The 21,813-nt window shown below is 72.9% G+C and carries 18 protein-coding genes; 9 read left to right on the forward strand and 9 right to left on the reverse strand.

Going from position 1 to position 21,813, the window contains the following annotated elements:
- Nucleotides 1-26 precede the first annotated feature (26 nt).
- On the forward strand, nucleotides 27-1,133 hold the full coding sequence (locus V6U81_RS03555) for a calcium:cation antiporter (protein ID WP_334484258.1): 1,107 nt from the start codon (nucleotides 27-29) through the stop codon (nucleotides 1,131-1,133).
- A gap of 57 nt (nucleotides 1,134-1,190) precedes the next feature.
- Here the strand turns inward: V6U81_RS03555 and V6U81_RS03560 are convergent, their stop codons facing one another.
- Together V6U81_RS03560 and V6U81_RS03565 are read right to left on the reverse strand one after the other, a co-directional pair.
- The gene (locus V6U81_RS03560; protein WP_334484261.1) at nucleotides 1,191-3,803 is read right to left on the reverse strand and encodes a choice-of-anchor Q domain-containing protein; all 2,613 of its coding nucleotides are present in this window, start codon (nucleotides 3,801-3,803) and stop codon (nucleotides 1,191-1,193) included.
- A gap of 225 nt (nucleotides 3,804-4,028) precedes the next feature.
- Nucleotides 4,029-4,502 (reverse strand): hypothetical protein, encoded by a 474-nt coding sequence (locus tag V6U81_RS03565; protein ID WP_334484264.1) that lies wholly within the window; start codon nucleotides 4,500-4,502, stop codon nucleotides 4,029-4,031.
- 148 nt (nucleotides 4,503-4,650) lie between these two features.
- Here V6U81_RS03565 and V6U81_RS03570 point away from each other — a divergent pair, with 148 nt between their 5' ends.
- Entirely contained in the window at nucleotides 4,651-5,922 is a 1,272-nt protein-coding gene (locus V6U81_RS03570; RefSeq protein ID WP_334484266.1) for an MFS transporter, read from the forward strand.
- 95 nt (nucleotides 5,923-6,017) lie between these two features.
- Here V6U81_RS03570 and V6U81_RS03575 read toward each other — a convergent pair whose 3' ends face one another.
- From V6U81_RS03575 to V6U81_RS03585, 3 genes are all read right to left on the reverse strand, one after another.
- Nucleotides 6,018-7,730 carry a bifunctional metallophosphatase/5'-nucleotidase gene (locus tag V6U81_RS03575; protein WP_334484269.1) on the reverse strand — a complete coding sequence of 571 codons (1,713 nt, stop codon included), beginning with the start codon at nucleotides 7,728-7,730 and terminating at the stop codon, nucleotides 6,018-6,020.
- A gap of 247 nt (nucleotides 7,731-7,977) precedes the next feature.
- Nucleotides 7,978-8,214 carry a hypothetical protein gene (locus V6U81_RS03580; RefSeq protein WP_334484272.1) on the reverse strand — a complete coding sequence of 79 codons (237 nt, stop codon included), beginning with the start codon at nucleotides 8,212-8,214 and terminating at the stop codon, nucleotides 7,978-7,980.
- A 194-nt stretch (nucleotides 8,215-8,408) separates the two neighbouring features.
- Nucleotides 8,409-9,188, reverse strand: coding sequence for a phosphodiesterase (locus V6U81_RS03585; RefSeq protein WP_334484274.1), 780 nt, complete (start codon nucleotides 9,186-9,188; stop codon nucleotides 8,409-8,411).
- Between the two features lie 243 nt (nucleotides 9,189-9,431).
- Here V6U81_RS03585 and V6U81_RS03590 point away from each other — a divergent pair, with 243 nt between their 5' ends.
- Complete coding sequence (locus tag V6U81_RS03590) at nucleotides 9,432-10,808, forward strand: GGDEF domain-containing protein (protein ID WP_420883962.1); 1,377 nt, start codon at nucleotides 9,432-9,434, stop codon at nucleotides 10,806-10,808.
- On the opposite strand, the gene V6U81_RS03595 is transcribed toward V6U81_RS03590, so the two are convergent.
- Both V6U81_RS03595 and V6U81_RS03600 read right to left on the reverse strand, forming a co-directional pair.
- Entirely contained in the window at nucleotides 10,805-11,866 is a 1,062-nt protein-coding gene (locus V6U81_RS03595; protein WP_334484279.1) for an aspartate-semialdehyde dehydrogenase, read from the reverse strand. The genes V6U81_RS03590 and V6U81_RS03595 overlap by 4 nt on opposite strands.
- Before the next feature lie 5 nt (nucleotides 11,867-11,871).
- Nucleotides 11,872-13,137, reverse strand: a complete 1,266-nt coding sequence (locus V6U81_RS03600) for an aspartate kinase (protein WP_334484281.1) — start codon at nucleotides 13,135-13,137, stop codon at nucleotides 11,872-11,874.
- Nucleotides 13,138-13,401: 264 nt separating this feature from the next.
- On the opposite strand from V6U81_RS03600, the gene V6U81_RS03605 reads away from it, so the two are divergent.
- Both V6U81_RS03605 and V6U81_RS03610 read left to right on the forward strand, forming a co-directional pair.
- Nucleotides 13,402-14,136, forward strand: a complete 735-nt coding sequence (locus tag V6U81_RS03605; protein ID WP_334484284.1) for a hypothetical protein — start codon at nucleotides 13,402-13,404, stop codon at nucleotides 14,134-14,136.
- A gap of 84 nt (nucleotides 14,137-14,220) precedes the next feature.
- Nucleotides 14,221-14,751, forward strand: coding sequence for a nitroreductase family protein (locus V6U81_RS03610; protein ID WP_334484285.1), 531 nt, complete (start codon nucleotides 14,221-14,223; stop codon nucleotides 14,749-14,751).
- A gap of 31 nt (nucleotides 14,752-14,782) precedes the next feature.
- Here the strand turns inward: V6U81_RS03610 and V6U81_RS03615 are convergent, their stop codons facing one another.
- On the reverse strand, nucleotides 14,783-15,772 hold the full coding sequence (locus V6U81_RS03615; protein WP_334484287.1) for an ArsR/SmtB family transcription factor: 990 nt from the start codon (nucleotides 15,770-15,772) through the stop codon (nucleotides 14,783-14,785).
- Between the two features lie 72 nt (nucleotides 15,773-15,844).
- On the opposite strand from V6U81_RS03615, the gene V6U81_RS03620 reads away from it, so the two are divergent.
- Complete coding sequence (locus V6U81_RS03620) at nucleotides 15,845-17,122, forward strand: MFS transporter (RefSeq protein ID WP_334484289.1); 1,278 nt, start codon at nucleotides 15,845-15,847, stop codon at nucleotides 17,120-17,122.
- A 241-nt stretch (nucleotides 17,123-17,363) separates the two neighbouring features.
- Nucleotides 17,364-19,115: a 2-isopropylmalate synthase gene (gene leuA / locus V6U81_RS03625; protein WP_334484293.1), complete on the forward strand. Its 1,752-nt coding sequence runs from the start codon at nucleotides 17,364-17,366 to the stop codon at nucleotides 19,113-19,115.
- Between the two features lie 19 nt (nucleotides 19,116-19,134).
- Here leuA and V6U81_RS03630 read toward each other — a convergent pair whose 3' ends face one another.
- Nucleotides 19,135-20,637, reverse strand: a complete 1,503-nt coding sequence (locus tag V6U81_RS03630) for an MFS transporter (RefSeq protein ID WP_334484296.1) — start codon at nucleotides 20,635-20,637, stop codon at nucleotides 19,135-19,137.
- Between the two features lie 98 nt (nucleotides 20,638-20,735).
- On the opposite strand from V6U81_RS03630, the gene V6U81_RS03635 reads away from it, so the two are divergent.
- Together V6U81_RS03635 and V6U81_RS03640 are read left to right on the forward strand one after the other, a co-directional pair.
- On the forward strand, nucleotides 20,736-21,407 hold the full coding sequence (locus V6U81_RS03635) for an HNH endonuclease family protein (RefSeq protein ID WP_420883960.1): 672 nt from the start codon (nucleotides 20,736-20,738) through the stop codon (nucleotides 21,405-21,407).
- Nucleotides 21,389-21,778, forward strand: coding sequence for a hypothetical protein (locus V6U81_RS03640; RefSeq protein WP_334484299.1), 390 nt, complete (start codon nucleotides 21,389-21,391; stop codon nucleotides 21,776-21,778). Before V6U81_RS03635 ends, V6U81_RS03640 begins: the two co-directional genes overlap by 19 nt.
- The last annotated feature ends 35 nt before the right edge of the window (nucleotides 21,779-21,813 follow it).

Raw genomic sequence — 21,813 nt, forward strand, 5'->3', positions numbered from 1 at the left:
CGTGGCTTTGCTGGCACAGTTGTCGGATGACCGCGCTGATCCGCTCTCGCCTGACCGAATGGACCTTCGCCGTACCCGTGCTCGCGGTCGTGCTGCTGATCCTCACCTGGGGGCGGGACCTGCCCGGTGTCGTGGTGGCGGTGGTCGCGAGCTTCCTGGCCGGCGCGGTCCTCGCGGCCGTCCACCACGCCGAGGTGGTCGCCCACAAGGTCGGCGAGCCGTACGGGTCGCTGGTGCTCGCGGTGGCCGTCACCGTCATCGAGGTGGCGCTGATCGTCACCCTGATGATCAGCGGTGGGGAGAAGACCCAGGCGCTGGCCCGGGACACCGTCTTCGCCGCCGTCATGATCACCTGCAACGGCATCCTCGGACTCTCCCTGCTGCTCGGCGCGCTCCGGCGCAGGGTGGCGGTGTTCAATCCGGAGGGCACCGGCGGCGCGCTGGCGACGGTGGCCACCCTGGCCACGCTGAGCCTGGTGGTGCCGACCTTCACCACCAGCCGTCCCGGCCCCGAGTTCTCGCCCGACCAGCTGATCTTCGCCGCCATCGCCTCGCTGGCCCTCTACGGACTCTTCGTGCTCGTGCAGACCGGGCGGCACCGGGACTACTTCCTCCCAGTCACCAGCGACGGCAGGGTGCTCGACGCCGACGGCGACGGGCACGCCGACCCGCCGTCAACGCGTACCGCCCTGGTCAGCCTCGCCCTGCTCGTCGTCTCGCTGGTCGCCGTGGTGGGCCTGGCGAAGACGGTCTCCCCGGCCATCGAGGCCGGGGTGGCCGCCGCCGGCCTGCCGCAGTCCTTCGTCGGTGTGGTCATCGCGCTGCTCGTGCTGCTCCCGGAGACCCTCGCGGCCGCCCGCGCCGCCCGTCGGGACCAGGTGCAGATCAGCCTCAACCTCGCCCTCGGCTCCGCCATGGCCAGCATCGGCCTGACCATCCCGGCGATCGCGCTCGCCTCGATCTGGCTGGACGGCCCGCTGCTGCTCGGCCTCGGTGGCACCCAGCTCACCCTGCTCGCGCTGACCGCGGTCACCGGGGTGCTCACCGTCGTGCCGGGGCGGGCCACCGTCCTCCAGGGTGGGGTGCACCTGGTGCTGCTCGCAGCCTTCGTCTTCCTCGCCGCCAGCCCGTGACCACGACGGCCGCCCACCCCCGGTCAGGGGTAGGCGGCCGTCGCGACATCGGGATCGTCAGGGAGCGGCGATGAAGTACCCCGCCTGATCGACGATGGCGTCGGTCGAGCCACCACTCTGGTGATAGGCGGCGACCTCGCCGAGGGTGTCCACCTTGACGATGGCCGCGTTCGCGGCCGTCTCCCGGGCGACGAAGTTGACGTTCGACGCCGTCGGGCGCGCCTCGAGATACGGGTAGGCGGTGAGTACACCCGCGGCGGTCGGGGCGGTGACGGTCAGGTTCAACACGGCGGCCGTCGGCTTCGGGCAGCCGGCGTCGCAGGTCTCGATCGACCAGGGGGCGAACCGCCCCTTCTCGTACGGGCGCAGCGGCCCGGAGACCATGCGGCCGGTCCAGCCGTTGGTGGTCCGGGTGTCGGCGATGCGGGACGGACCGAGCGGCACGTAGACCTGGGTCGCCCCGTACTCCGGCAGGGCGAAGTACCCGGCCAGGTCCGCCACGACATGGGTCGTGCCGGCGCTGGCGTTGCGGATCATCGCCTTGCCAGCCACCACCGGCACGATCGCCAGGTTAGGGATGGTCTGCCCGGGCACGAAGTTCAGATTCGACGCCAGCGGCGCAGGCCACGTGTCGGGATAGAGCGTCAGCACCCCGTGCGCCTTCGGCGCGGTCACCGTCACGTTGAGGACCACCGCCTTCACCCCAGCCGGAAGCTTGCCCGACATGTCCAGCTGGCGGTATCCGTTGGCCGCCACCGGTGTGCCCGCACCGGCCCGGGTGTCGAGCACCCGGGTCGGAGCGAGCGGCTTGAACCCGGTGCCTTGCCGCCCGTAGAACCCCTGAAGATCGGCCACCAGGTGCACCGTGCCGCTGCCGCTGTTACGGAAGCGGACGGAGTCACCGGCCATCGGCACGGTCACCAGGTTGGGCACGGTCTCACCGGCGACGTAGTTGACGTTCGACGACCCGGGGAGCGTGCCGCCGTCGGGGTAGACGGTGATGAACCCCGCGGCGGTCGGCGCGGTGACCGTCACGTTGAGGACCACCGCGGTCATCTCCCGCGCCCGGGTGCCCTCCGTGGTCGGAATCCGCAGCACGATCTCCGAGTTCGGCGGAACGGGGGTGGTGCCGTTGGTGCCGAGCGCGGACCTGGTGTCCAGTAACCGGTACGGCGAGCCCACCGGCCAGAAGAGTGCTCCCACCACCGTGCAGTGGCGATTGAGGTACGTGCTCCACCGGAACCCGTTGGTGCTGGTGAAGATGGAGACGCAGGCGGAACCGGCGCGCGCGAAGGAGTGCTCCAGTACCTGGGCGCTGGTTACTCGGAAGAAGTGCTCGTCGGAGAACTTGTAAGCGATCGACCCGCCCTCGCCGTCGGTCGGCCAGGCGTACCGCTGTGGGGAGGTCGCGGTCACCGAGAGCGGGTTCGCGCCGGGCGTTCGCGTGAGGCCGGTCTGGCCGCTCTCCACACCGCCCTGGAACTCCACCGCGCCACGGTCGTAGAACGCGCGTCCGGTTCCCGTGTTGGGGACGGACGGGTCGTCGGTGCGTGGGTTGCCGAGCAAGTCGCGCCCGTTCGCACCCGGTGCCGTGGCGTCCCCCGAATCGATCGCGGGCGACCCAGCCAGCAACGGCATCCAGTCGCGCTCGGCCTTAATGCTGGTGTCCACCCGTGGGTCGGCCGCCAGGTCGTGCCCGCCCTGGCCGGTCACCTCGCGGAACGACGCGAGGGACGAGTGGCTCGTACCGGCCCAGGAGTAGAGAGCGCCGCCGTAGGTCGGGTCGATCAGGTTGTAGTCGGCCGTGGTGCCGGCCACCGCCTCCGCCGCCACCGAGATCGCCGTCGGGTTTCCGGTGTCCTTGCAGACGGTGGTGGTGACGCGGGCCTGCACGATGTTGTTGCGGATGGAGGCGCCCGTGGAGGCGCCGGAGACGCCGATGCCGCCCGTGCACCTCGCCAGGATCGTGTTTCCCGTGATGACCGTGCCCGGGGCGTCGGTCACCCGCACTCCGCTCATGGCCAGCTGGTTCAAGGTCACCATGGTGTTGGTGGCACCGCCGTCGACCAGCACGGCGGGGGCCAAGGTGAGTAACCAGCTCCGGCTGATCGTCACGTCCACCGACCCGCCCGTCACCCGGACGTGGCTGGTCGGGCCGTCGGACGATGATGCCAGGCCATCGACGACCACCCGCTGCGACCCGTCCACCAGCACCGGCTCGTCGCCCGCCGCGGCGCGCACCGTGAACCCCTCGACCACCACGTCATGCACGCCCGCGATGGAGAAGGCGTGGCCGGTCACCGTGCTGGCGCCGAACCGGCCGACGCGGACGATGCCGTCCGGGCTGTTGACCGCCCGGAAGGTGATCGGCGCCGTCTCGGTGCCGGACCGGGTGAGCGTGACCGCCTCCAGGTAGTCGCCGGGCTGCACGAGGACGGTCTGGCCGGGCTGCGCCACCGCCGCCGCCGCACCGATCGTGCAGAAGGGCGCGTCGACGCTGCCGTCCGCGCCCGGTGTGCAGTACTTGTTGCTGACGTACAACTCGTCGGCCGGCACGGCGACCGCCGCGATCGGCGCCGGCGCCGCGAGCGCGACGGGCACCGCCGGGCCGACCAGACCCACGCCCGCGACCAGCGGTACCACCGCCAGCCACGCCAGATGTCTCCCCATCAACCGCCCCCGCGCAAGTCGATCATGTAGTGGCGGGAGCATACCTCGACGCCCGCCGATGCGAGCCCCCGCCGATCGGTTAACATCCACAGCCGCGCCGGGGACGCCACCGTCCCGAACGGCGACGGCCGCGCGCCCCGGCGAGGCGATACGCGGCCGTCGCGGCACGAACCGGTCAGCGGTTCGGACCGTCCACTCACCACGGTGTCGGGCCGCCCGAGCAGCTCAGTCGTGCCGCTCGGTGCGCTCGATCTCGGTGAAGGCCGCCGTGAGGAAGCCCTCCAGCGGCCGGTCCGTCGCGGTGAGCAGGTCGGCGACGAGGAGCGGGGCGTGCCGGGCGATCGCCGCCGGGTCGGGCGGGGAGTCGTCCTCGCCCGGGTCGTAGACGCCGAGGGCGCCGGCGAGCAGCACCAGCACCACGTGCGGGTCGACGTCCGGCCGCCAGTCCGCCGTCGACCGGACGCAGTGCTCCAGCACCTGCCGGACGTCGTCACCGTCGAGCCCGTCGCCGTGGGTCTGCTCCAGCAGCAGCCGCACCACGGCACCGAGCACCAGCCCGGAGCGTTCCGCCCCGGCGAGGCGGACGGTCGCCGCCTCGTACGCCTCGACGTCACGCGCCCGGACGGCGGCCACGGCGTCGGTGGCGGCCACGGCGATCTCCCGGGCCGACGCGGGCAGGTGTCGCCAGGTCACGGTCACCCGGCCAGCATGGCAGAGCACTCCGACACCGGTGCGGGCCCGGGGCGGCCGGCCCGGACGTGCCCTTGGTCACCCGGCCGGCCCACCGCCCGCGAGCGCGCCGGTAAACGGCTCGCGGCCTGTCACACCGGGCGACCAGAATCGCGGCATGCTGCGTCGTGCTCTCCCTCGTCGTCCGGAAGCCCGGCGGATCCTGCTCGGCACTCTGCTCTCGGCGGTCGGCCGCGGCCTCACCCTGCCGTTCCTCTTCATCTACCTGACCGACGTGCGTGGTCTCTCCGACCCGCGCGCCGGCCTGGTGATCGGGTGGTACGGCGCGGTCACCCTGGCGCTCTCCCCGCTGGGCGGCACCCTGATCGACCGGTTCGGCGCGCGCCGGGTGGTGCTGCCGTCCCTGCTGGTGGAGGCGCTCGGCACCGGCGCGCTGGCCCTGGTCGACTCGACCGCGTCGGCGTTCGGGGTGGCCACGCTGATCGCGATCGGCGGCTCGGCGATCTGGTCCGGGCAGAACACCATCCTGGCCTCGCTCACCGCGGACGACGAGCGCCAGCGGGTGTACGGCCTGAACTTCGCCCTGCTCAACCTGGGCATCGGTGTCGGCGGGCTGATCTCCGGCGCGATCGTGGACACCGCCCGGCCGGCCTCCTTCCAGCTGATCTACCTGTTCGATGCGGTCAGCTACCTCACGCCGGCGCTCATCCTGCTCAGCCTGCCGCACGTCGGGCATCGGCTCGCCGCGGCCAGGACCGGCGCGGAGAAGTCGAGCGGCGGTTACCTCACCGTCCTCCGGGACCGTCCGTTCCGCCGCTTGGTGATCTTCGGCCTGGTCCTCACCACCTGCGGCTACGCCCAGATCGAGGTGGGCTTCACCGCGTACGCGGTGCGGGTGGCCGAGGTGACCCCACGGGTGGTGGCCTGGGCGCTGGCCGGGAACACCCTGATGATCGTGCTGTCCCAGCTGCTGGTGATCCGCCGGATGGAGGGGCGCAGTCGTACCCGTGCGCTGGCCGCGGTGGGCGGCGTCTTCGCGACGGCCTGGCTGGTCCTCGGTGCCGCCGGCCTCGTCGAGACCGGGGGCATGCTTGTTCCGGCGCTCGGCGTGGTGTTCTGCGCGGCGATCTTCGGGTTCGGCGAGACGATGCTGTCGCCGGTGATGCCGGCGCTGACCAACGCCCTCGCCACCGACGAGTTGCGCGGCCGGTACAACGCGATGAGCTCGATGATCTTCGGGATCAGCGGGGTGATCGGTCCGGTGACCGCCGGGCCGCTGATCGGCGCGGCCGACGGGAAGGTGTGGGTGGCCTTCGTGGTGGGTGGCTGCCTGGCCGCGTCGTTGCTCGCCCTTTCCCTGCGCCCGCTGCTGACCGCCGCCCAGGACGGTCGCGCCCCGGCCCTCACCCCCGAGCCGGCCCCCGTCTGACCCGGCCCATGCGCGCCCGAGCCGGGCGGGGCGTGGAACGGGAACGGGCCCCGGAGCGGATGCTCCGGGGCCCGTCACGGGCGGGGGTCCTGCCGTCAGGCGACGGGAACCTCGGCGGTGGTGCGGATCCGGTCCAGGGCCGGCGCGGAGACCGGCGAGCTGGCGGTCAGGTACGCCACGAAGGCGTCCAGGTCGATCATGCCGGTGACCAGGTTCGTGCCGCCCTTGAGGACGGTGAAGCCGTCCCCGCCGCCGGCGAGGAAGTTGTTCACCGTGACCCGGTAGGTGCCGCCGTCGGTGACCGCGACGCCGCCCAGGGTCAGGCTGCCCCGGACCACCCGGGTGCCGGCGCACGGGTCGGCGGTGGTGCCGGTGGTCCCGTTCACGTCGACCGTGTAGTGGACCGTCGAGGACGGGTAGAGCGTGCGGCCGGTGACGAACTGCTGCTCCAGCGTGCAGTAGAGCTGCGCGCCGGTGAGGTCCAGCGTCACCAGGTTGTTGGAGAACGGCTGGACGGTGAAGGCCTCCTCGTAGGTGACCGGGCCGGCGTCGAGGTCGGCGCGGACACCACCGGGGTTCATGAACGCGCCGAGCGCACCCTGCTCGTTGTCGGTGGCGGCGAACTGCGCGTCCGCGATCACGTTGCCGAGCGGCGACTCGCCCTTGGCCGTACCGAAGAGGGTTTCCTGGTTGCGGTTGAGCACCTCGGTGGTCTCACCGACGACCTTGGTGGCGACCGGGCCGAGCGCGGTCTTGTACCGAGTGATCAGCTCGGTCTGCGCCGCGTCCTTGGCGACGTCGCGGGTGACCACGACGTTGTTCGCCTTGGCGGTGAGCACGTCGCCGGTCTTCCGGTCGATCTTCAGGTCGATGTCGGTGACCAGGCGGCCGAAGGAGCTGGCGCTGGTGACCAGCTTGCCGTTGATCTCGCAGTTGTACGCCTGGTGGGTGTGGCCGCTGACGATCGCGTCGATCGACGGGTCCATCCGGTTGGCGATGTCGACGATCGGGCCGGAGAAGCCGGCGCAGCCGTTGATGTCGGTGCCGGTGGTCTGCACGCCACCCTCGTGCAGCAGCACGACGATGCTCTGCACGCCCTGGGCGCGCAGGATGCGGGCGTACTTGTTGGCGGTGTCCGCCTCGTCGGCGAAGGTGAGGCCGGCGACGCCCTGCTGGCTGACGATCTCCGGGGTGCCCTCGAGGGTCATCCCGATGAAGCCGACCTTGACGCCCTCGACCTTCTTGACCGCGTACGGCGGCAGCAGCGGCTGGCCGGTCGCGGTCTTGAACGCGTTGGCGGAGAGGTACTGGAAGCCGGCGCCCGCGTACGGGGTGCCGTCGGCGCAGCCGTCGACCGGGTGGCAGCCACCGTTCTGGATGCGGAGCAGCTCGTTGGCGCCCTCGTCGAACTCGTGGTTGCCGACGCTGGCGAAGTCGAGCCCGGCCATGTTCAGCGACTCGATGGTCGGCTCGTCGTGGAACGCGGCGGAGAGCAGCGGGGAGGCGCCGATCAGGTCACCGGCGGCGACCGTGATGGTGCGCTCCTGCTCCTCCTCGGTGGCCCCGCGCAGCTTGGCGAGCTGGGTGGCCAGGTACTCGGCGCCGCCGGCGGGCTGTCCGGCGATGACACCGCTGGAGCCGGTGGGGGGCTCCAGGTTGCCGTGGAAGTCGTTGATGGCGAGCAGCTTGACCTCGACCGGCGGGGGACCGGCCTCGGCCTGGCTCGGGTTGACGGCGACCGTGCTGAGCGCGGCCGCGGCGAGTGCGGTCAGGCCGACAGCGGCCCGACGCATCCCGGGGACGGACATGGAACTCCTCGTGAGGTTCGGCCTTGGACGCTGCGCGGGCGATGGTTCGCCCGGCGACCCTGATCCGTGCCGTGACAGGGGGTGGATCACGGATGGCGGCGGTCGGGGATGCCGCTCCGTCGGGGACAGCCTCTCATCTCCGGCCGCGCCGGTCGACTGGGGAAGTCGAACAGACCTGCGGATACGTCAGGTGGCCCCGGACGGACGTTCGGACGATTCCGACATGACGGGTAGATGAAGCGATGACTCAGCCCTCGGCCGCCGGACCAGGCGCGACCAGGCCGGTCAGCTCAACCCGATCCCACTGCCCGGCCACGCCGGGTCGCGCCGCCAGGTATTCGATGGTCCGTTCGGTGGACCAGCCGTGCGCCTCGCGTAGCCCGTCGGCGATCAGACGGAGGTAGATCGGCGCCGGCCGGCGCCACGACACCTCCGACGCCCGCCACGGCGCGGTGAAGGTCAGCATCGGCACCCGGTCGCGCACGCCCCCCGGCGAAGTAGACCCCGCCGGGGACCAGCACCGGGACCGCCCGGCGCGGTGGCCGGCAGTCCCGACACCCGGGGTACGACCGCAGCCCGCCGGGCGGGCGTCCCCCGGTGAGGTACCAGCCGAGCCGGGCGGCGTGCATGTTCGACCCGTACGCGACGTACCAGAGCAGGTCCACGATGGAGCCCCGGTCAGAACCCGCAGGTCTGCCCGGCGGCGTGGCTGACCTGCACGGTGTGCGTGGCGCAGCCGTCGTCGGTGACCCGGTGCAGCAGGAAGGCGGTCGGCTCGTCCACCCAGCCGATCTCGTCGTCGGCGGCCATGGTGAGCGACGCCTGCCGCCAGGTGCTCGGCGCGACGGTGAGCACCGTGCCGGCGAAGCCGGTGGTGACCGGGCGGTGCAGGTGGCCGGCGGCGACGCGTACCACGTGGGGGTGCCGGCGGACGACCTCGGCGAGCGCGTCGCCGTCGGCGAGCCGGATGGCGTCGGCGGCCGGGATGCCGACGGCGACCGGCGGGTGGTGCAGGAAGACCAGCGCCGGCACGTCGGGCCGGCCGGCGAGCACCCCGTCGAGCCAGCCCAGCTGCTCGTCGCCGAGCCGGCCACCTCCCTCGCCGGGGATGAGCGAGTCGAGCGCCACGACGGTCAGCCCGGGATGGTCGACGTGGTAGTAGGCGGAGAAGCCCCCGCCCAGGTAGGGCGTGCCGCCGAAGGCGTCGAGCAGCGACTCCCGGTCGTCGTGGTTGCCGGTCACCAGGTGCACCGGCAGCGGGAACCGGCCGATCACCTCGCGCAGCGCGGCGTACTCGTCGGGGCGGCCGTGGTCGACCAGGTCGCCGGTGATCACCACGCAGTCGGGGCGGGGGCGCAGCGCCAGCACCCGGCCGAGCGCCCGGTGCAGGCCGGCGGCGGGCACGGCAGCGAGCACGCCGGTGGTCAGGTGCGGGTCACTGAGTTGGGCGACGAGCATGGTGGCTCCTCCACTGCGACCGGGACCCTCACGCTAACCCGCCGGGCCCGCCCGCCGGGTACCCACAGGCCCTGTCCACACCCTGTGGATGAAACATGTGTACGAACAAATCGATCTTGATGGGCGGGTTGGTCGCCGGCTGAGTACGCTTGATCGCAGCCCCGGCGCCGGCCGGGACCCTCCCTCATCTGGAAGAACGTGGATCACGAGCGAGTCGTCCGGGACGCCACGGTCCGCCTGCCCATGGCGTCGACCGCCGTAGAGGCGTGCACCTGGACGGTGGCCACGCTCGCCCGGTACACCCCGGCCACGATCTCCGTCCTGCTCCAGGTCCACGATCGGCTGCGCTGCGTCGCGGCGACCGGGGCCTGGCAGGTCTTCTCCACCGTGCCGCCCAAGTCCGGCATCGTCGGTCGGGTCTACGCCTCCGGCGCGTCCGCGACCGTCCCCGACGTCGCCGACGACCCCGACTACCTCCCGGTACGCCCCGACGTCACCGCCGAGATCTGCGTACCGGTGCTCGACCCCGCGGGGCGCCCGATCGGCGTCCTCGACCTCCAGTGGAGCGAGGCGACCGAGCTGGGGCCGTGGCGGGAGACCGCCGAGCGGCTCGCCGCCCGACTCGGCGCCCGGATCATGGCGCTCGGCGGCCCGCCCGCCGAGAGCCGCAGCGAGAAGCTGCTCCGGCACGCCACCGCGCTGACCTCCGCCCCCACCGAGTGGGACCTGATGACCGCCGCGATCGTCGCGGCCCGGGACGTCTCCACCCTCTCCGCCGCCGTGCTGGTGCTCAACGGCCGGCGGGGTCCCCGGCTCGGCGCGCCGACCGGCACCCCCGGCGAGCTGGAGTCCCGGATCCGCGCCGAGCTCACCGAGGCCGGGGTGGGCCGGCTCGGCCGGCTGATCAACCGCGCGCACCGGCAGGGCTCGGCGTACACCCTGGGCGAGGCGGGTCATCCGCCCATCGACGAGTACCAGCCGCTCGCCCGCGCCGGGGTGCGGACCCTGGTGTCGGTGCCGATCGGGCAACCCGACGTCGGTGGGGTGCTGCTGGTGGCTGACGAACGGCTGCTGCGCCCCGACCCGACCACGGTCAACCTGATCGAACTGCTCGCCGGGCAGGCCTGGGGCGCGGTGGACCGGCTGCGCACCCTGGCCCAGTTGCGCGAGCAGGCCAGCTCCGACCCGCTCACCGGGCTGCGGCACACCGGGCCCTTCGGGCAGCGGCTCGCGGCGGCCACGCCGGGGCGTACCGCCCTGCTGGCCATCGACGTGGACGGCTTCAAGACGGTCAACGACACCTACGGCCACCAGGCCGGCGACCGGCTGCTGGTCGGGCTGGCCCGGGCCCTGGAGGGCGCGCTGCGGCACGGCGACGAGCTGTACCGGGTGGGCGGCGACGAGTTCGTCGCGGTGATCGAGGTGAGCCGCCCGGAGGAGGCGGTCCGGATCGCCGAGCGGCTCACCGAGGCGGCCCGCCGTACCGGCCGCACGATCAGCGTCGGCGTGGCCCTCCCCCAGCCCGGCGAACCGGCGGAACGGACACTACGCCGCGCCGACCAGGCCCTCTACCAGGTCAAACGCCAGGGGCGCGACGCCGTCCGCCTCGCCGCCGCCTAACGCGGGGTGAACTCCCGGGCGAGGAGTTCGGCGATCTGGGCGGTGTTCAGCGCGGCGCCCTTGCGGAGGTTGTCGCCGGTGACGAAGAGGTCGAGGGCGCGGGGGTCGTCCAGGGCGCGGCGGATGCGGCCGACCCAGGAGGGGTCGGTGCCGACCGCGTCGATCGGCATCGGGAACTCGCCGGCCGCCGGGTCGTCGACCAGGATCACGCCCGGGGCGTTGCGCAGCGCCTCGCGGGCGCTCTCGGCGTCCACCTCGGTGGCGAAGACCGCGTGCACCGCCACCGAGTGACCGGTCACCACCGGCACCCGTACGCAGGTGGCGGAGACCTTGAGGTCGGGCAGCCCGAGGATCTTCCGGGACTCGTTGCGGATCTTCATCTCCTCGGAGGACCAGCCCCCGTCGGCGAGCGAGCCGGCCCACGGCACCACGTTGAGCGCCAGCGGCGCGGGGAACGGCCCCAGCTCGTCGCCGACCGCCTGCCGCACGTCACCGGTGCGGGAGCCGAGCACCCGGTCGCCGGCGATCTTGCCGAGCTGGAGGTGCAGCGCGTCCACGCCGGCCTGCCCCGCCCCGGACACCGCCTGGTACGACGCGAGCACCAGCTCGCGCAGGCCGTACTCGCGATGCAGCGGGGCGATCGCCACGATCATGCCGAGGGTGGTGCAGTTGGCGTTGGCGATGATCCCCTTGGGCCGGTTGCGCACCTGCTCCGGGTTGATCTCGGGGACCACCAGCGGCACGTCCCGGTCCATCCGGAAGGCGCCGGAGTTGTCGACCACGACCGCGCCACGGGCCACCGCGATCGGCGCCCACTCGGCGGAGATTTCGTCCGGCACGTCGAACATGGCCACGTCGACCCCGTCGAAGGCCTCCGGGGTCAGCGCCGCGACGGTGAGCTCCTCGCCCCGGCAGCGCACCCGCCGCCCGACCGAACGCGCGGACGCGAGCAGTCGGATCTCGCCCCACACGTTGCGGCGGGCGGAGAGCAGCTCGCACAGGACGGTGCCCACGGCACCGGTCGCCCCGACCACGGCAAGGGTGGGCAGCGCCGTCATCGGCGCTACCGTCCTGTCCCCGCGTAGACCACGGCTTCGGACTCGCCGCCCAGATCGAACGCGTCGTGGATGGCCCGGACCGCCTTGTCGAGGTCGGTGTCCCGGCAGACCACGGAGACCCGGATCTCCGACGTGGAGATCATCTCGATGTTGACCCCCGCCGCACCGAGCGCGGCGAAGAAGCCGGCGGCGACACCGGGGTGCGAGCGCATGCCGGCGCCGATCAGGGACACCTTGCCGACGTGGTCGTCGTAGAGCAGGCCCTTGAACTTGACCGTCTCCTGGATCTTGCTGAGCGCGGCCATCGCGGTGGGGCCGTCGGTCTTGGGCAGGGTGAACGAGATGTCCGTCCGGCCGGTGCCCTCGGTGGAGACGTTCTGCACGATCATGTCGATGTTGATCTCGGCACCGGCCACGGTGTCGAAGATCCGCGCGGCCGCACCCGGCTCGTCGGGCACCCCGACGATCGTGATCTTGGCTTCGCTGCGGTCGTGGGCGACCCCGGTGATCAGCGCCTGTTCCACGGAAAGGTCCTCCATCGATCCGGTGACCATCGTGCCGGTGTTGGTCGAGTATGACGAACGGACGTGGATCGGCAACCCTGCGCGCCGGGCGTACTCCACGCTGCGCAGGTGCAGCACCTTGGCGCCGCAGGCGGCCAGTTCCAGCATCTCCTCGTAGGTGATCTGCTTGATGTGCCGCGCGTCCGGCACGATCCGCGGGTCGGCGCTGAAGATGCCGTCCACGTCGGTGTAGATCTCGCAGACGTCGGCGTGCAGCGCGGCGGCGAGCGCCACGGCGGTGGTGTCCGAGCCGCCCCGGCCCAGCGTGGTGACGTCCTTGGTGTCCTGCGAGACGCCCTGGAAGCCGGCGACGATCACCACCGAGCCCTCGTCGAGCGCGCCCTTGAGCCGGCCCGGGGTGACGTCGATGATCCGCGCCTTGCCGTGCACCGAGGTGGTGATCACGCCGGCCTGCGAACCGGTGAACGAGCGTGCCTCGTACCCCAGGTTGTGGATGGCCATGGCGAGCAGCGCCATGGAGATCCGCTCGCCGGCGGTGAGCAGCATGTCCAGCTCGCGGCCCGGCGGCAGCGGGCTGACCTGGTTGGCCAGGTCGAGCAGCTCGTCGGTGGTGTCACCCATCGCGGAGACCACCACCACGACGTCGTCGCCGGCCTTGCGGGCCGCGACGATCCGCTCCGCGACCCGCTTGATGCGCTCGGCGTTGGCGACGGAGGACCCGCCGTACTTCTGCACCACGAGTGCCACGACGGTGCACTCCCTCCCAGCGACGACCCTGAGCGTGCCGACGCCGCCGGCTGCTCGAGTCCGGCGGCGCGTGTCAGACCTGTCCAGGGTATCGGGCGGTACGCGAGGCCCGGTCGGGTGATCCCACCATCCGGCGGGGATCGTGGTTTCCGCCCCGCCACGACACGCCGTCGCGACCCGGGTCCCGCCGGTCCCGGCACGGCGCAGAATGTGCCGGTGCATGCCCACCCGCGCCCGGCGCGACGACTCACCGGCGCCGTTCTCGTGACCCTCCCGACACTGCTGGCCGCCTGCGCCTCCGCGGCCCCGGCGGCGGCACCGACCGGGCCGCCCGACGCGCCCACGGCGGAGCCGGCCGGGGCCCGCGACGCCCTCGCCGCGCTGGCCGCGGCGGCGCGGGACCGGCACCTGACCGCGCGGTACACCCTGACCGGCACCGACGGGCCGCCCCGGGACATCACGGTGACCAGCGCGAACGACGGGACCTGGCGGGTCGACGTGCCGGGCGGGGCGCTCGGCGGCACGGCCGACGTGTCGCTCGCCGCCACGGCCGACGGGCTCTTCCAGTGCGGCCTGCCGTCCGCCGGCCGGCCGGGCGCGGCCGGCTGCGTACGACTCGGCGACCGGGACCAGGCGGTGCCCGCCGCCCTGGACCCGCGGGTGCAGCACCCGTTCACCGACTGGCTGTCGGTGCTGACCGACCGCCGGGCCCCGCTCTCGGTCTCCGCCGCCGCCCCGCCGGCCGGGGTGACCGGGAGCTGCTACGCGGTCGAGACCACCTCCGCGTCGCTGAACCCGCCGCTGGACGTGGGCATCTACTGCTTCGACTCCGACGGCACGCCCACCTTCCTGCGGGCGGCGCTCGGCACGCTGACCCTGGCCGGGCCGCCCGGGCCGGCGCCGGCCACCGTGTCGCTGGCCGGCCCGGTGGTGGGCAGCGAGCCGTTGGGCGTGGCGACGCCGTCGCCGAGCACGGGCGCGGGCGCGGGAACGTCCTGACCCGGCGTGGCGTTACGGGTGCTCTTGCCCACATCTGTCCTACCCGGCCGCCGGCACTAACCGCCCATACGGGACGCTCCATCCATGGCCGACCTCACCCCGCTGCTCGCGTACCGCTGGAGCCCTCGCGCCTTCGACCGAAACGCCGAGCTGATTGGCGAGGAGGCCGCCTCCCTGCTGGAGGCCGCCCGGTGGGCACCCTCGACGGAAAACGCCCAGCCCTGGCGGTTCGCCCTCGGCCACCGCGACGACGAGACCTGGAAGCGGATCCTGGTCAGCCTGCCCGCCGACGACCAGCACTGGGCCCGGCACGCGTCCGCCCTGGTGGTCGGGGCGCACACCGGCGGCGAGGCCGAGCGGGCCGCGTACGACCTGGGCCAGGCGATCGCCCACCTCACCGTCCAGGCCACCGCACTCGGCCTGCACGTACGCCAGCTCACCGGCTTCGACCGGGCCGGCCTCGCCGCCGAGCTGGACCTGCCGGCGGGGGTCCGGCCGCTGGTGGTGGCCGCCGTCGGCCGGCTCGGCGACCCGTTCGGCCTGCCCGAGGAGCTGCGGCGCCGGGAGACCGCGCTGCGCCACCGGCAGCCGGTCGCGGCGCTGCTGCTGCGCTGACCCGTGCCCCCGCGCCCGTCAGGGGCCCGGCTCAGTCTCCACGGGCGGCACGGAGGAGCACCATGGCGGCGTCCGTGTTGCGGTAGAAGACATGCCGGCCACGCCGGGTCCGGACGACCAGCCCCGCGGCGTGCAGCGCCGCCAGGTGCTGAGAGACGCTCCCGCAGGACAGGTCGGTACGCCGGGCCAGGTCGGTGGTGGTGGCCGGCGAGTCGAGCAGGTGCAGCAGCGCGGCCCGGCCCGACCCCACCACCCGGGCCAGCGGATCCCCCGGGGGCATGGGGGACACCTCCCAGAGCGTGCCGACCGCCCGGACCGGGTACGTGCCGGCGGGCGCCGAGTCCTCCAGCAGGTTCCACAGCACCCGCCGGTCCGTGAAGACACCCGGATTGAGCGCCAGCCCGCGCCCACCCAGGTCGAAGTCCCGCTCGAACGGGTCGTCGCTGACCACCCGGTCACCGAGCCAGTGCAGGGTCGGGTGCAGCTGGTCGAGGAGCCGCCCGGTGCCACCCTCGGCGAGCTGGGCGGCGCGGTGCGCGACGTCTGCCTCCAGCAACGCGCGCATCCGCGCCCAGTCCGGGGCGATCGCCTCGTCGTACCAGACCCCCAGCGCGTCGACGACCTGCGGCAGCAGCTCGCGCGGCTCGACCAGCAGGGCCTGCGCGAACGGGGTCAGCGGTCCGCTGGGAAGGGTGGACAGCAGGTCGCGTACCACCACGTCGGGCGGGGTCGCGGCGATCTGGTCGAGCTGCTCGGCCATGGTGACGTCCACGCGGGGCGCGGCCGGGGTGAGGAAGTCGGGCAGCCAGCGCCGGGGCCGGGTCAGCTCCCGCAGCGGTCGGACCCGCCCGGCCACCTCGGGGCGACGAAGAGCCGTCCGGGCCCGGTCGATCCAGGACAGGTGCACGGCGTACCGGATCGGGTTGTCCAGCACCCACATGCTGGAGACGGTCTCCCACACCGGCGAGACGGTGAACCGTACGCCCGCCACGTCGGCCGGTTCAAAGCGCAACTCGGACATGCCCGCCCCCTGGATTCGGCTCAGCCTAAATCGCTCGACCGGGCGGCCGGGGGCACGGTTCGCTTACCGGTCATGGGGGCCAGAGACACCATCCGCACCGCCGTCCGGGACGTCGTACCACCGGCCGGCCTCACCCGCGCCTTGGCCGTGCAGGCCATGGTGTACGCCGTCGGCCACGGCCTGTTCCAGGCCGGCAGCGCCGTCTTCTTCACCCGGGCACTGGGACTCAGCGCCGCCCAGGTGGGGCTGGGCCTGTCGATCGCCGCGGGGGTGTCGCTGCTGGGCACGGTGCCGCTGGGCGGGCTCACCGACCGGTACGGTCCGCAGCGGGTCTGGGTGCTCGGGCTGCTGCTGGAGGGGGCGCTCTTCGCCACGTACCCGTTCGTGGGCGGGTTCGCCGGGTTCCTCGCGGTGGTGGTGGCACTGGCCGCCGTGGACGCCGCGACCGGCGTGGCCCGGCAGGTCTACTCGATCAACGCGCTGCCCCCGGCCGAGCGGGTCACCGCGATGGCGTACCAGCGTTCCCTGTTGAACGTCGGGTTCGGGCTGGGCGCGGTGATCAGCGGTCTGGTGCTGGCGGTGGACACCACCGCGGCGTACCGGGCCATGGTCTGGTTCATCGCGGCGGTGTTCGTGGTGACCGCAGTCTTCGTGCGGCGGCTGCCGCAGATCCCCGAGGTGGCCCGGCCGGCGGAGCCGTTGAGCCGGTTCGCCGTGCTCCGGGACCGCCCGTTCATGGCGGTGTCCCTGCTCTCGGGGCTGCTCACCGCGCACCAGACGCTCTACCTGACGGTGATGCCGCTCTGGATCCTCACCCACACCGACGCTCCGAAGACACTGATCGCCGGGCTGGTGCTGTTCAACACGGTGCTGATCGTCCTGCTCCAGGTACGCGCCAGCCGGGGTGCCGACACCGCGACGGGCGCGGCCCGGGCGTCTCGCCGGGGTGCCCTGCTGATCGCCCTGTTCTGCCTGGTCCTGCCGATCTCCGGGGCGACCCGGGGCATGCTCACCGTGGTGGTGCTGGTGGCCGCCGCGACGCTGCTCATCGTGGCGGAGCTGGTCGAGTCGGCGGGCACCTGGGGACTCACCGCCACCCTGCCGCCGGCCGCCCAGCGCGGCGCGTACGTGGGGGCGTTCCGGCTCGGCTCGCAGTTGCAGTACCTGATCGCCCCAGCGAGCTTGACCGCGCTCGGGGTGACCACGGGCGGCTGGGGCTGGTACCCGACGGCGGCGGTCTTCGCGCTAGTCGGGGTGGCGATCGTCCCCGTGGTGGCACGGGCCGAGCGGACGCCCCGGCTGGGCGAGCCCACCCCGGAACCGGACCGGACGGTGACTCCGGTCCCATAGTCCGGACCTGCCTTCCCCGCCCCCGTCTCACCACGTAGGGTGACCCTGTCATGTGGCGGGCGTACCTTCTTCTTGGTCGCCGCGACGAGGCCTGACCGGCCGGCACCTCGTCGCGGAGTCGAACCGCGCCGTCCAGCACATCCGAATTTCTCCTCGGCATCCGCTCGGGCACCGTCGCCCGGCACCTCGCCGACACCTTCCGATTGCTGACGCCCGACATGACCCACGGGAGCACTCCGCCATGGCTGATACCGCCACTGACGTCGAGACCGATCCGTTCGCCCGGCAGCGCCCCAGCCGGATGCCGTTCCGCCGCTACGAGCCCTACCGGCAGCAGTTCCGCATCGACCTGCCGGACCGCACCTGGCCGACCCGGCACGTCGAGGCCGCGCCCCGCTGGTGCGCCGTCGACCTGCGCGACGGCAACCAGGCGCTGATCGACCCGATGTCCCCGGAGCGCAAGCGCCGGATGTTCCAGCTGCTCGTGCAGATGGGCTACAAGGAGATCGAGGTCGGCTTCCCGTCCGCCAGCCAGACCGACTTCGACTTCGTCCGCCAGCTGATCGAGCAGGACCTGATCCCGGAGGACGTCACCATCCAGGTGCTGACCCAGTGCCGGGAGCACCTGATCGAGCGGACCTTCGAGTCGCTGCGCGGCGCCCGGCGGGCGATTGTGCACTTCTACAACTCCACCTCGACGCTCCAGCGCCGGGTGGTCTTCGGCCTGGACCGCGACGGCATCACCGACATCGCCACCTCCGGCGCGCGGCTCTGCCAGAAGTACGCGGAGATCCACACCCCGGACACCGAGATCTACTACGAGTACTCGCCGGAGTCCTACACGGGCACCGAGCTGGAGTACGCGCTGGAGGTCTGCGCCAAGGTCATCGACGTGGTCGACCCGACCCCGGACCGCAAGCTGATCGTCAACCTGCCGGCCACCGTCGAGATGGCCATGCCCAACGTGTACGCCGACTCGATCGAGTGGATGCACCGGCGCCTGCCCCGGCGGGACAGCCTGGTGCTGAGCCTGCACCCGCACAACGACCGGGGCACCGGGGTGGCCGCCGCCGAGCTGGGCCTGCTGGCCGGCGCCGACCGGATCGAGGGCTGCCTCTTCGGCAACGGCGAGCGGACCGGCAACGTCGACCTGGTGACCCTGGGGCTCAACCTCTTCTCCCAGGGCATCGACCCGATGATCGACTTCTCGAACATCGACGAGGTCAGGCGGGCCGTCGAGTACTGCAACCAGCTGCCCGTGCACGAGCGCCACCCGTACGCCGGCGACCTGGTCTACACCGCCTTCTCCGGCTCGCACCAGGACGCCATCAAGAAGGGCCTCGACGCCCTGGCGATCGACGCGGCCGAGGCCGGGGTGCCGGTCGACGAGTTCACCTGGGCGGTGCCGTACCTCCCGATCGACCCGAAGGACCTGGGCCGCACCTACGAGGCGGTCATCCGGGTCAACTCGCAGTCCGGCAAGGGCGGCGTCGCGTACATCATGAAGACCGAGCACCAGCTGGACCTGCCGCGGCGGCTCCAGATCGAGTTCTCCGGCGTGGTCCAGCAGGTCACCGACCACTCCGGTGGCGAGGTGGAGCCGGGCACCATGTGGGAGATCTTCGCCCGCAACTACCTGCTCGAGCACCAGGTGGACCCGGCGCTCACGCTGGTCGGCTACACCATCGGCACCGTCGACGGCAAGGTCGAGATCGAGGCCCGGGTCGGTCTCGGCGGCGAGCAGCGCGCGCTGACCGCGGTCGGCAACGGCCCGATCGACGCGTACGTCAACGCGCTCCAGGCGGTGGGCGTGGCGGTACGGGTGCTCGACTACCACGAGCACGCGCTCTCCTCGGGTGGCGACGCGCAGGCCGCCGCCTACGTGGAGTGCGACGTCGACGGGCGCACCGTGTGGGGCGTGGCCACCGACCCCAACATCGTCACCGCCTCCATCAAGGCGGTCACCAGCGCCGTCAACCGCGCCCGCGGCTGATCCCCGCCCCGCCCGCCGCTCAGCCGCGCCCCTCGCGGCGGGCGGCGGCGGGTGGGGTGGCGGCGGGAAGGGAATGGCAGGGCTGGGACGGGGGCGCCTCGCGGGGTGGGCGGTGGACCAGCAGGGCGGCCATCACCGCGCCGGCCAGCAGTCCGCCGGCGCACCAGAGCAGGGCACCCCGGTAGGCGTCGGTCAGCGCGCCCCGTTGCTCGTAGCCGGTGCCGCTGAGGCCGACCAGCAGCGGCAGCGCGGCGACCGCGAGCAGGCCGCCGGCCCGGGACGCGGCGTTGTTGAAGCCGCTGGCCACCCCGGCGAACCGGTCGGCGACCGCGGCCAGCACCGAGGCGGTCAGCGGCGCCACCACCAGCGTCAACCCGAGACCGAAGAGCGCCACCCCGGGCAACACCCCGGTCCAGTACGACGCGCCCGGCCGCACCTCGCGCAGCAGCAGCAGGCCGGCGGCGGCGATCACCGGGCCGACGGTCAGCGGCCACCGAGGGCCGATCTTCGCCGACAGCGCGCCGGCCCGGGCGGAGCCGAGCAGCAGCAGCACGGTCATCGGCACGGTGGCCAGCCCGGTGCGCAGCGCCGACCAGCCGACGACGTTCTGCAGGTAGACGGCGAGGAAGAAGGTGAACCCGCCGAGCGCCGCGTAGACCACCACGGTGAAGACGTTCAGCACCGAGAAGAGCCGGCTGGCGAAGAGTCCGGTGGGGAGCATCGCGGTCTCCCCCCGCCGTCGCTCCACCACCACGAAGGCGACGGCCGCCACCAGACCGACCAGCACGGAGAGCAGCACCGGCAGCGAGCGGACGCCGCGGGCCGGGGCGTCGATCAGGGCGTACGTGATGCCGCCGAGGGCGAGTGCGCCGAGGAGCGCACCGGTCACGTCGAACCGCCGGCGTCCCGCCCCGGTACGCGAGGCGTTCTCGTCGCGGCTCTCCGGCGCCCAGCGCAGCGCGGCGAGCACCACGGCCACCGCCAGCGGCAGGTTGATGAAGAAGATCCACCGCCAGGAGAGGGCGTCGATCAGCCAGCCGCCGAGCAGCGGACCGAGGGCGGTGGAGACACCGGCGAGCCCGGACCAGGCGCCGATCGCCTTGCCCCGGTCGTCCGGGTGGAAGCTGGCCTGGAGGACGGAGAGCGAGCCGGGGGTGAGCAGCGCGCCGCCGGCGCCCTGAAGGAAACGGGCGGCGACCAGTTGGCCGGTGTCCTGGGCAAGGCCGCAGAGGACGGAGGCGACCGCGAACCAGACCACGCCCAGCAGGAGGATCCGCCGCCGGCCGAAGCGGTCACCCAGCGCGCCACCGAGCAGCACGAACGCGGCGAGCATCAACAGGTAGCCGTTGATGGTCCATTGCAGACCGGCGACGGTCGCGCCGAGTTCGGCGCCGAGCCGGGGGAGCGCCACGTTGACCACTGTGCTGTCGAGAAAGACCATGCCGGAGGCGAGGATCGCGGCGAGCAGGGTGCCCCGACCGGCCGTGGTCCCCATCCGGAGCGCGTGAGCGGGAGCGGTCATGGGTACCAATCTGCCTTCCGGGACGTGGGCACGCCACGAAACGCGGAAACCCCGCTTGGGTACTGTGCGGGATCGCCGGGAGCCCGCAAGCTAAAGAGGTGTCGTCTGTGCGTACCAGCAGATCAAAAGCTCGTGGAGCCGGAGCGGTCGCGCTGGCCGCGGCGCTCGCCCTCGGCGTGGGTGGTTGTGACGTCGCGCTCGACGAGCCGCAGGCGCCGCCGAGCGGCGCCGGCAACGTGGGTGAACAGTTGGCCGAGCTGACCGTCGCGTCCGCCGGCTCGATGAAGGGTTACAGCCGGGATCGGTTCCCGCACTGGCGGGACACCGGCACCAACTGCGACGTGCGGGACAGCGTGTTGAAGCGGGACGGGAAGGACATCCGCCTCTCCGGCTGCAACGTGGTGGCCGGCCGGTGGCAGAGCGTCTACGACGGGCGGACCTTCACGGATCCGTCCGGCGTGGACATCGACCACATGGTGCCGCTGGCGAACGCCTGGCGGTCCGGGGCCGACGACTGGGACGACCGCAAGCGCGGCGACTTCGCCAACGACCTGACCCGCCCCCAGCTCATCGCGGTTTCCGCGACCTCCAACCGGGCAAAGGGTGACCAGGACCCGTCGCAATGGAAACCGGCGAACCGCTCCTACTGGTGCAAGTACGCCGAAAACTGGGTGACGGTCAAACACTACTGGCGGCTGACGGTGACCAGTGCCGAGAAGGCCGCCCTCGGCGACATGTTGGAGGGTTGCACATGGGCGAGCAAGCCGTGACCGGAGCCGGGGCGGCGCCGGCCGGGACCACCACCGCGGGGATGACCGCCGACGGACAGCCGGCGGCCTCCGCCGAGGTGCCCGGCGCCGGAATGACCGCCGACGCGCACGGCGCCGGGTCGCCGCGGGAACTCACCGCGGACCTGACCGCCGGGCCGGGCGGCGTGATGACCGACGAGGCCGGCGTGGTCACCGGCGAGCTGACCCTGCGGACGGCGTACGCCGACGGCCAGGTCACCCTCGCCGTCCAGTACAAGGACGCCGACGAGTGGTACGCGGTGACCGGCGGCAAGGCCCCGCTGGCCGACCCGGCCGGGCTGGACGCGGTGCACGCCATCGCGGTCGCGCTGCTCAACCGCCCGGAGGGCTGAGACGCGACGAGGCCCCCTTCCAGACGTCGGGAAGG

The sequence above is a fragment of the Micromonospora lacuserhaii genome, assembly GCF_036902735.1.
Taxonomy (GTDB): domain Bacteria; phylum Actinomycetota; class Actinomycetes; order Mycobacteriales; family Micromonosporaceae; genus Micromonospora.

Excerpts from the sequence above, each read along its gene's own strand:
- V6U81_RS03555 (WP_334484258.1), top strand. The coding sequence starts at position 27 with ATGACCGCGCTGATCCGCTCTCGCCTGACCGAATGGACCTTCGCCGTA.
- V6U81_RS03560 (WP_334484261.1), bottom strand. The coding sequence starts at position 3,803 with ATGGGGAGACATCTGGCGTGGCTGGCGGTGGTACCGCTGGTCGCGGGC.
- V6U81_RS03570 (WP_334484266.1), top strand. The coding sequence starts at position 4,651 with ATGCTGCGTCGTGCTCTCCCTCGTCGTCCGGAAGCCCGGCGGATCCTG.
- V6U81_RS03575 (WP_334484269.1), bottom strand. The coding sequence starts at position 7,730 with ATGTCCGTCCCCGGGATGCGTCGGGCCGCTGTCGGCCTGACCGCACTC.
- V6U81_RS03585 (WP_334484274.1), bottom strand. The coding sequence starts at position 9,188 with ATGCTCGTCGCCCAACTCAGTGACCCGCACCTGACCACCGGCGTGCTC.
- V6U81_RS03590 (WP_420883962.1), top strand. The coding sequence starts at position 9,432 with ATGGCGTCGACCGCCGTAGAGGCGTGCACCTGGACGGTGGCCACGCTC.
- V6U81_RS03595 (WP_334484279.1), bottom strand. The coding sequence starts at position 11,866 with ATGACGGCGCTGCCCACCCTTGCCGTGGTCGGGGCGACCGGTGCCGTG.
- V6U81_RS03610 (WP_334484285.1), top strand. The coding sequence starts at position 14,221 with ATGGCCGACCTCACCCCGCTGCTCGCGTACCGCTGGAGCCCTCGCGCC.
- V6U81_RS03615 (WP_334484287.1), bottom strand. The coding sequence starts at position 15,772 with ATGTCCGAGTTGCGCTTTGAACCGGCCGACGTGGCGGGCGTACGGTTC.
- V6U81_RS03620 (WP_334484289.1), top strand. The coding sequence starts at position 15,845 with ATGGGGGCCAGAGACACCATCCGCACCGCCGTCCGGGACGTCGTACCA.
- leuA (WP_334484293.1), top strand. The coding sequence starts at position 17,364 with ATGGCTGATACCGCCACTGACGTCGAGACCGATCCGTTCGCCCGGCAG.
- V6U81_RS03630 (WP_334484296.1), bottom strand. The coding sequence starts at position 20,637 with ATGACCGCTCCCGCTCACGCGCTCCGGATGGGGACCACGGCCGGTCGG.
- V6U81_RS03640 (WP_334484299.1), top strand. The coding sequence starts at position 21,389 with ATGGGCGAGCAAGCCGTGACCGGAGCCGGGGCGGCGCCGGCCGGGACC.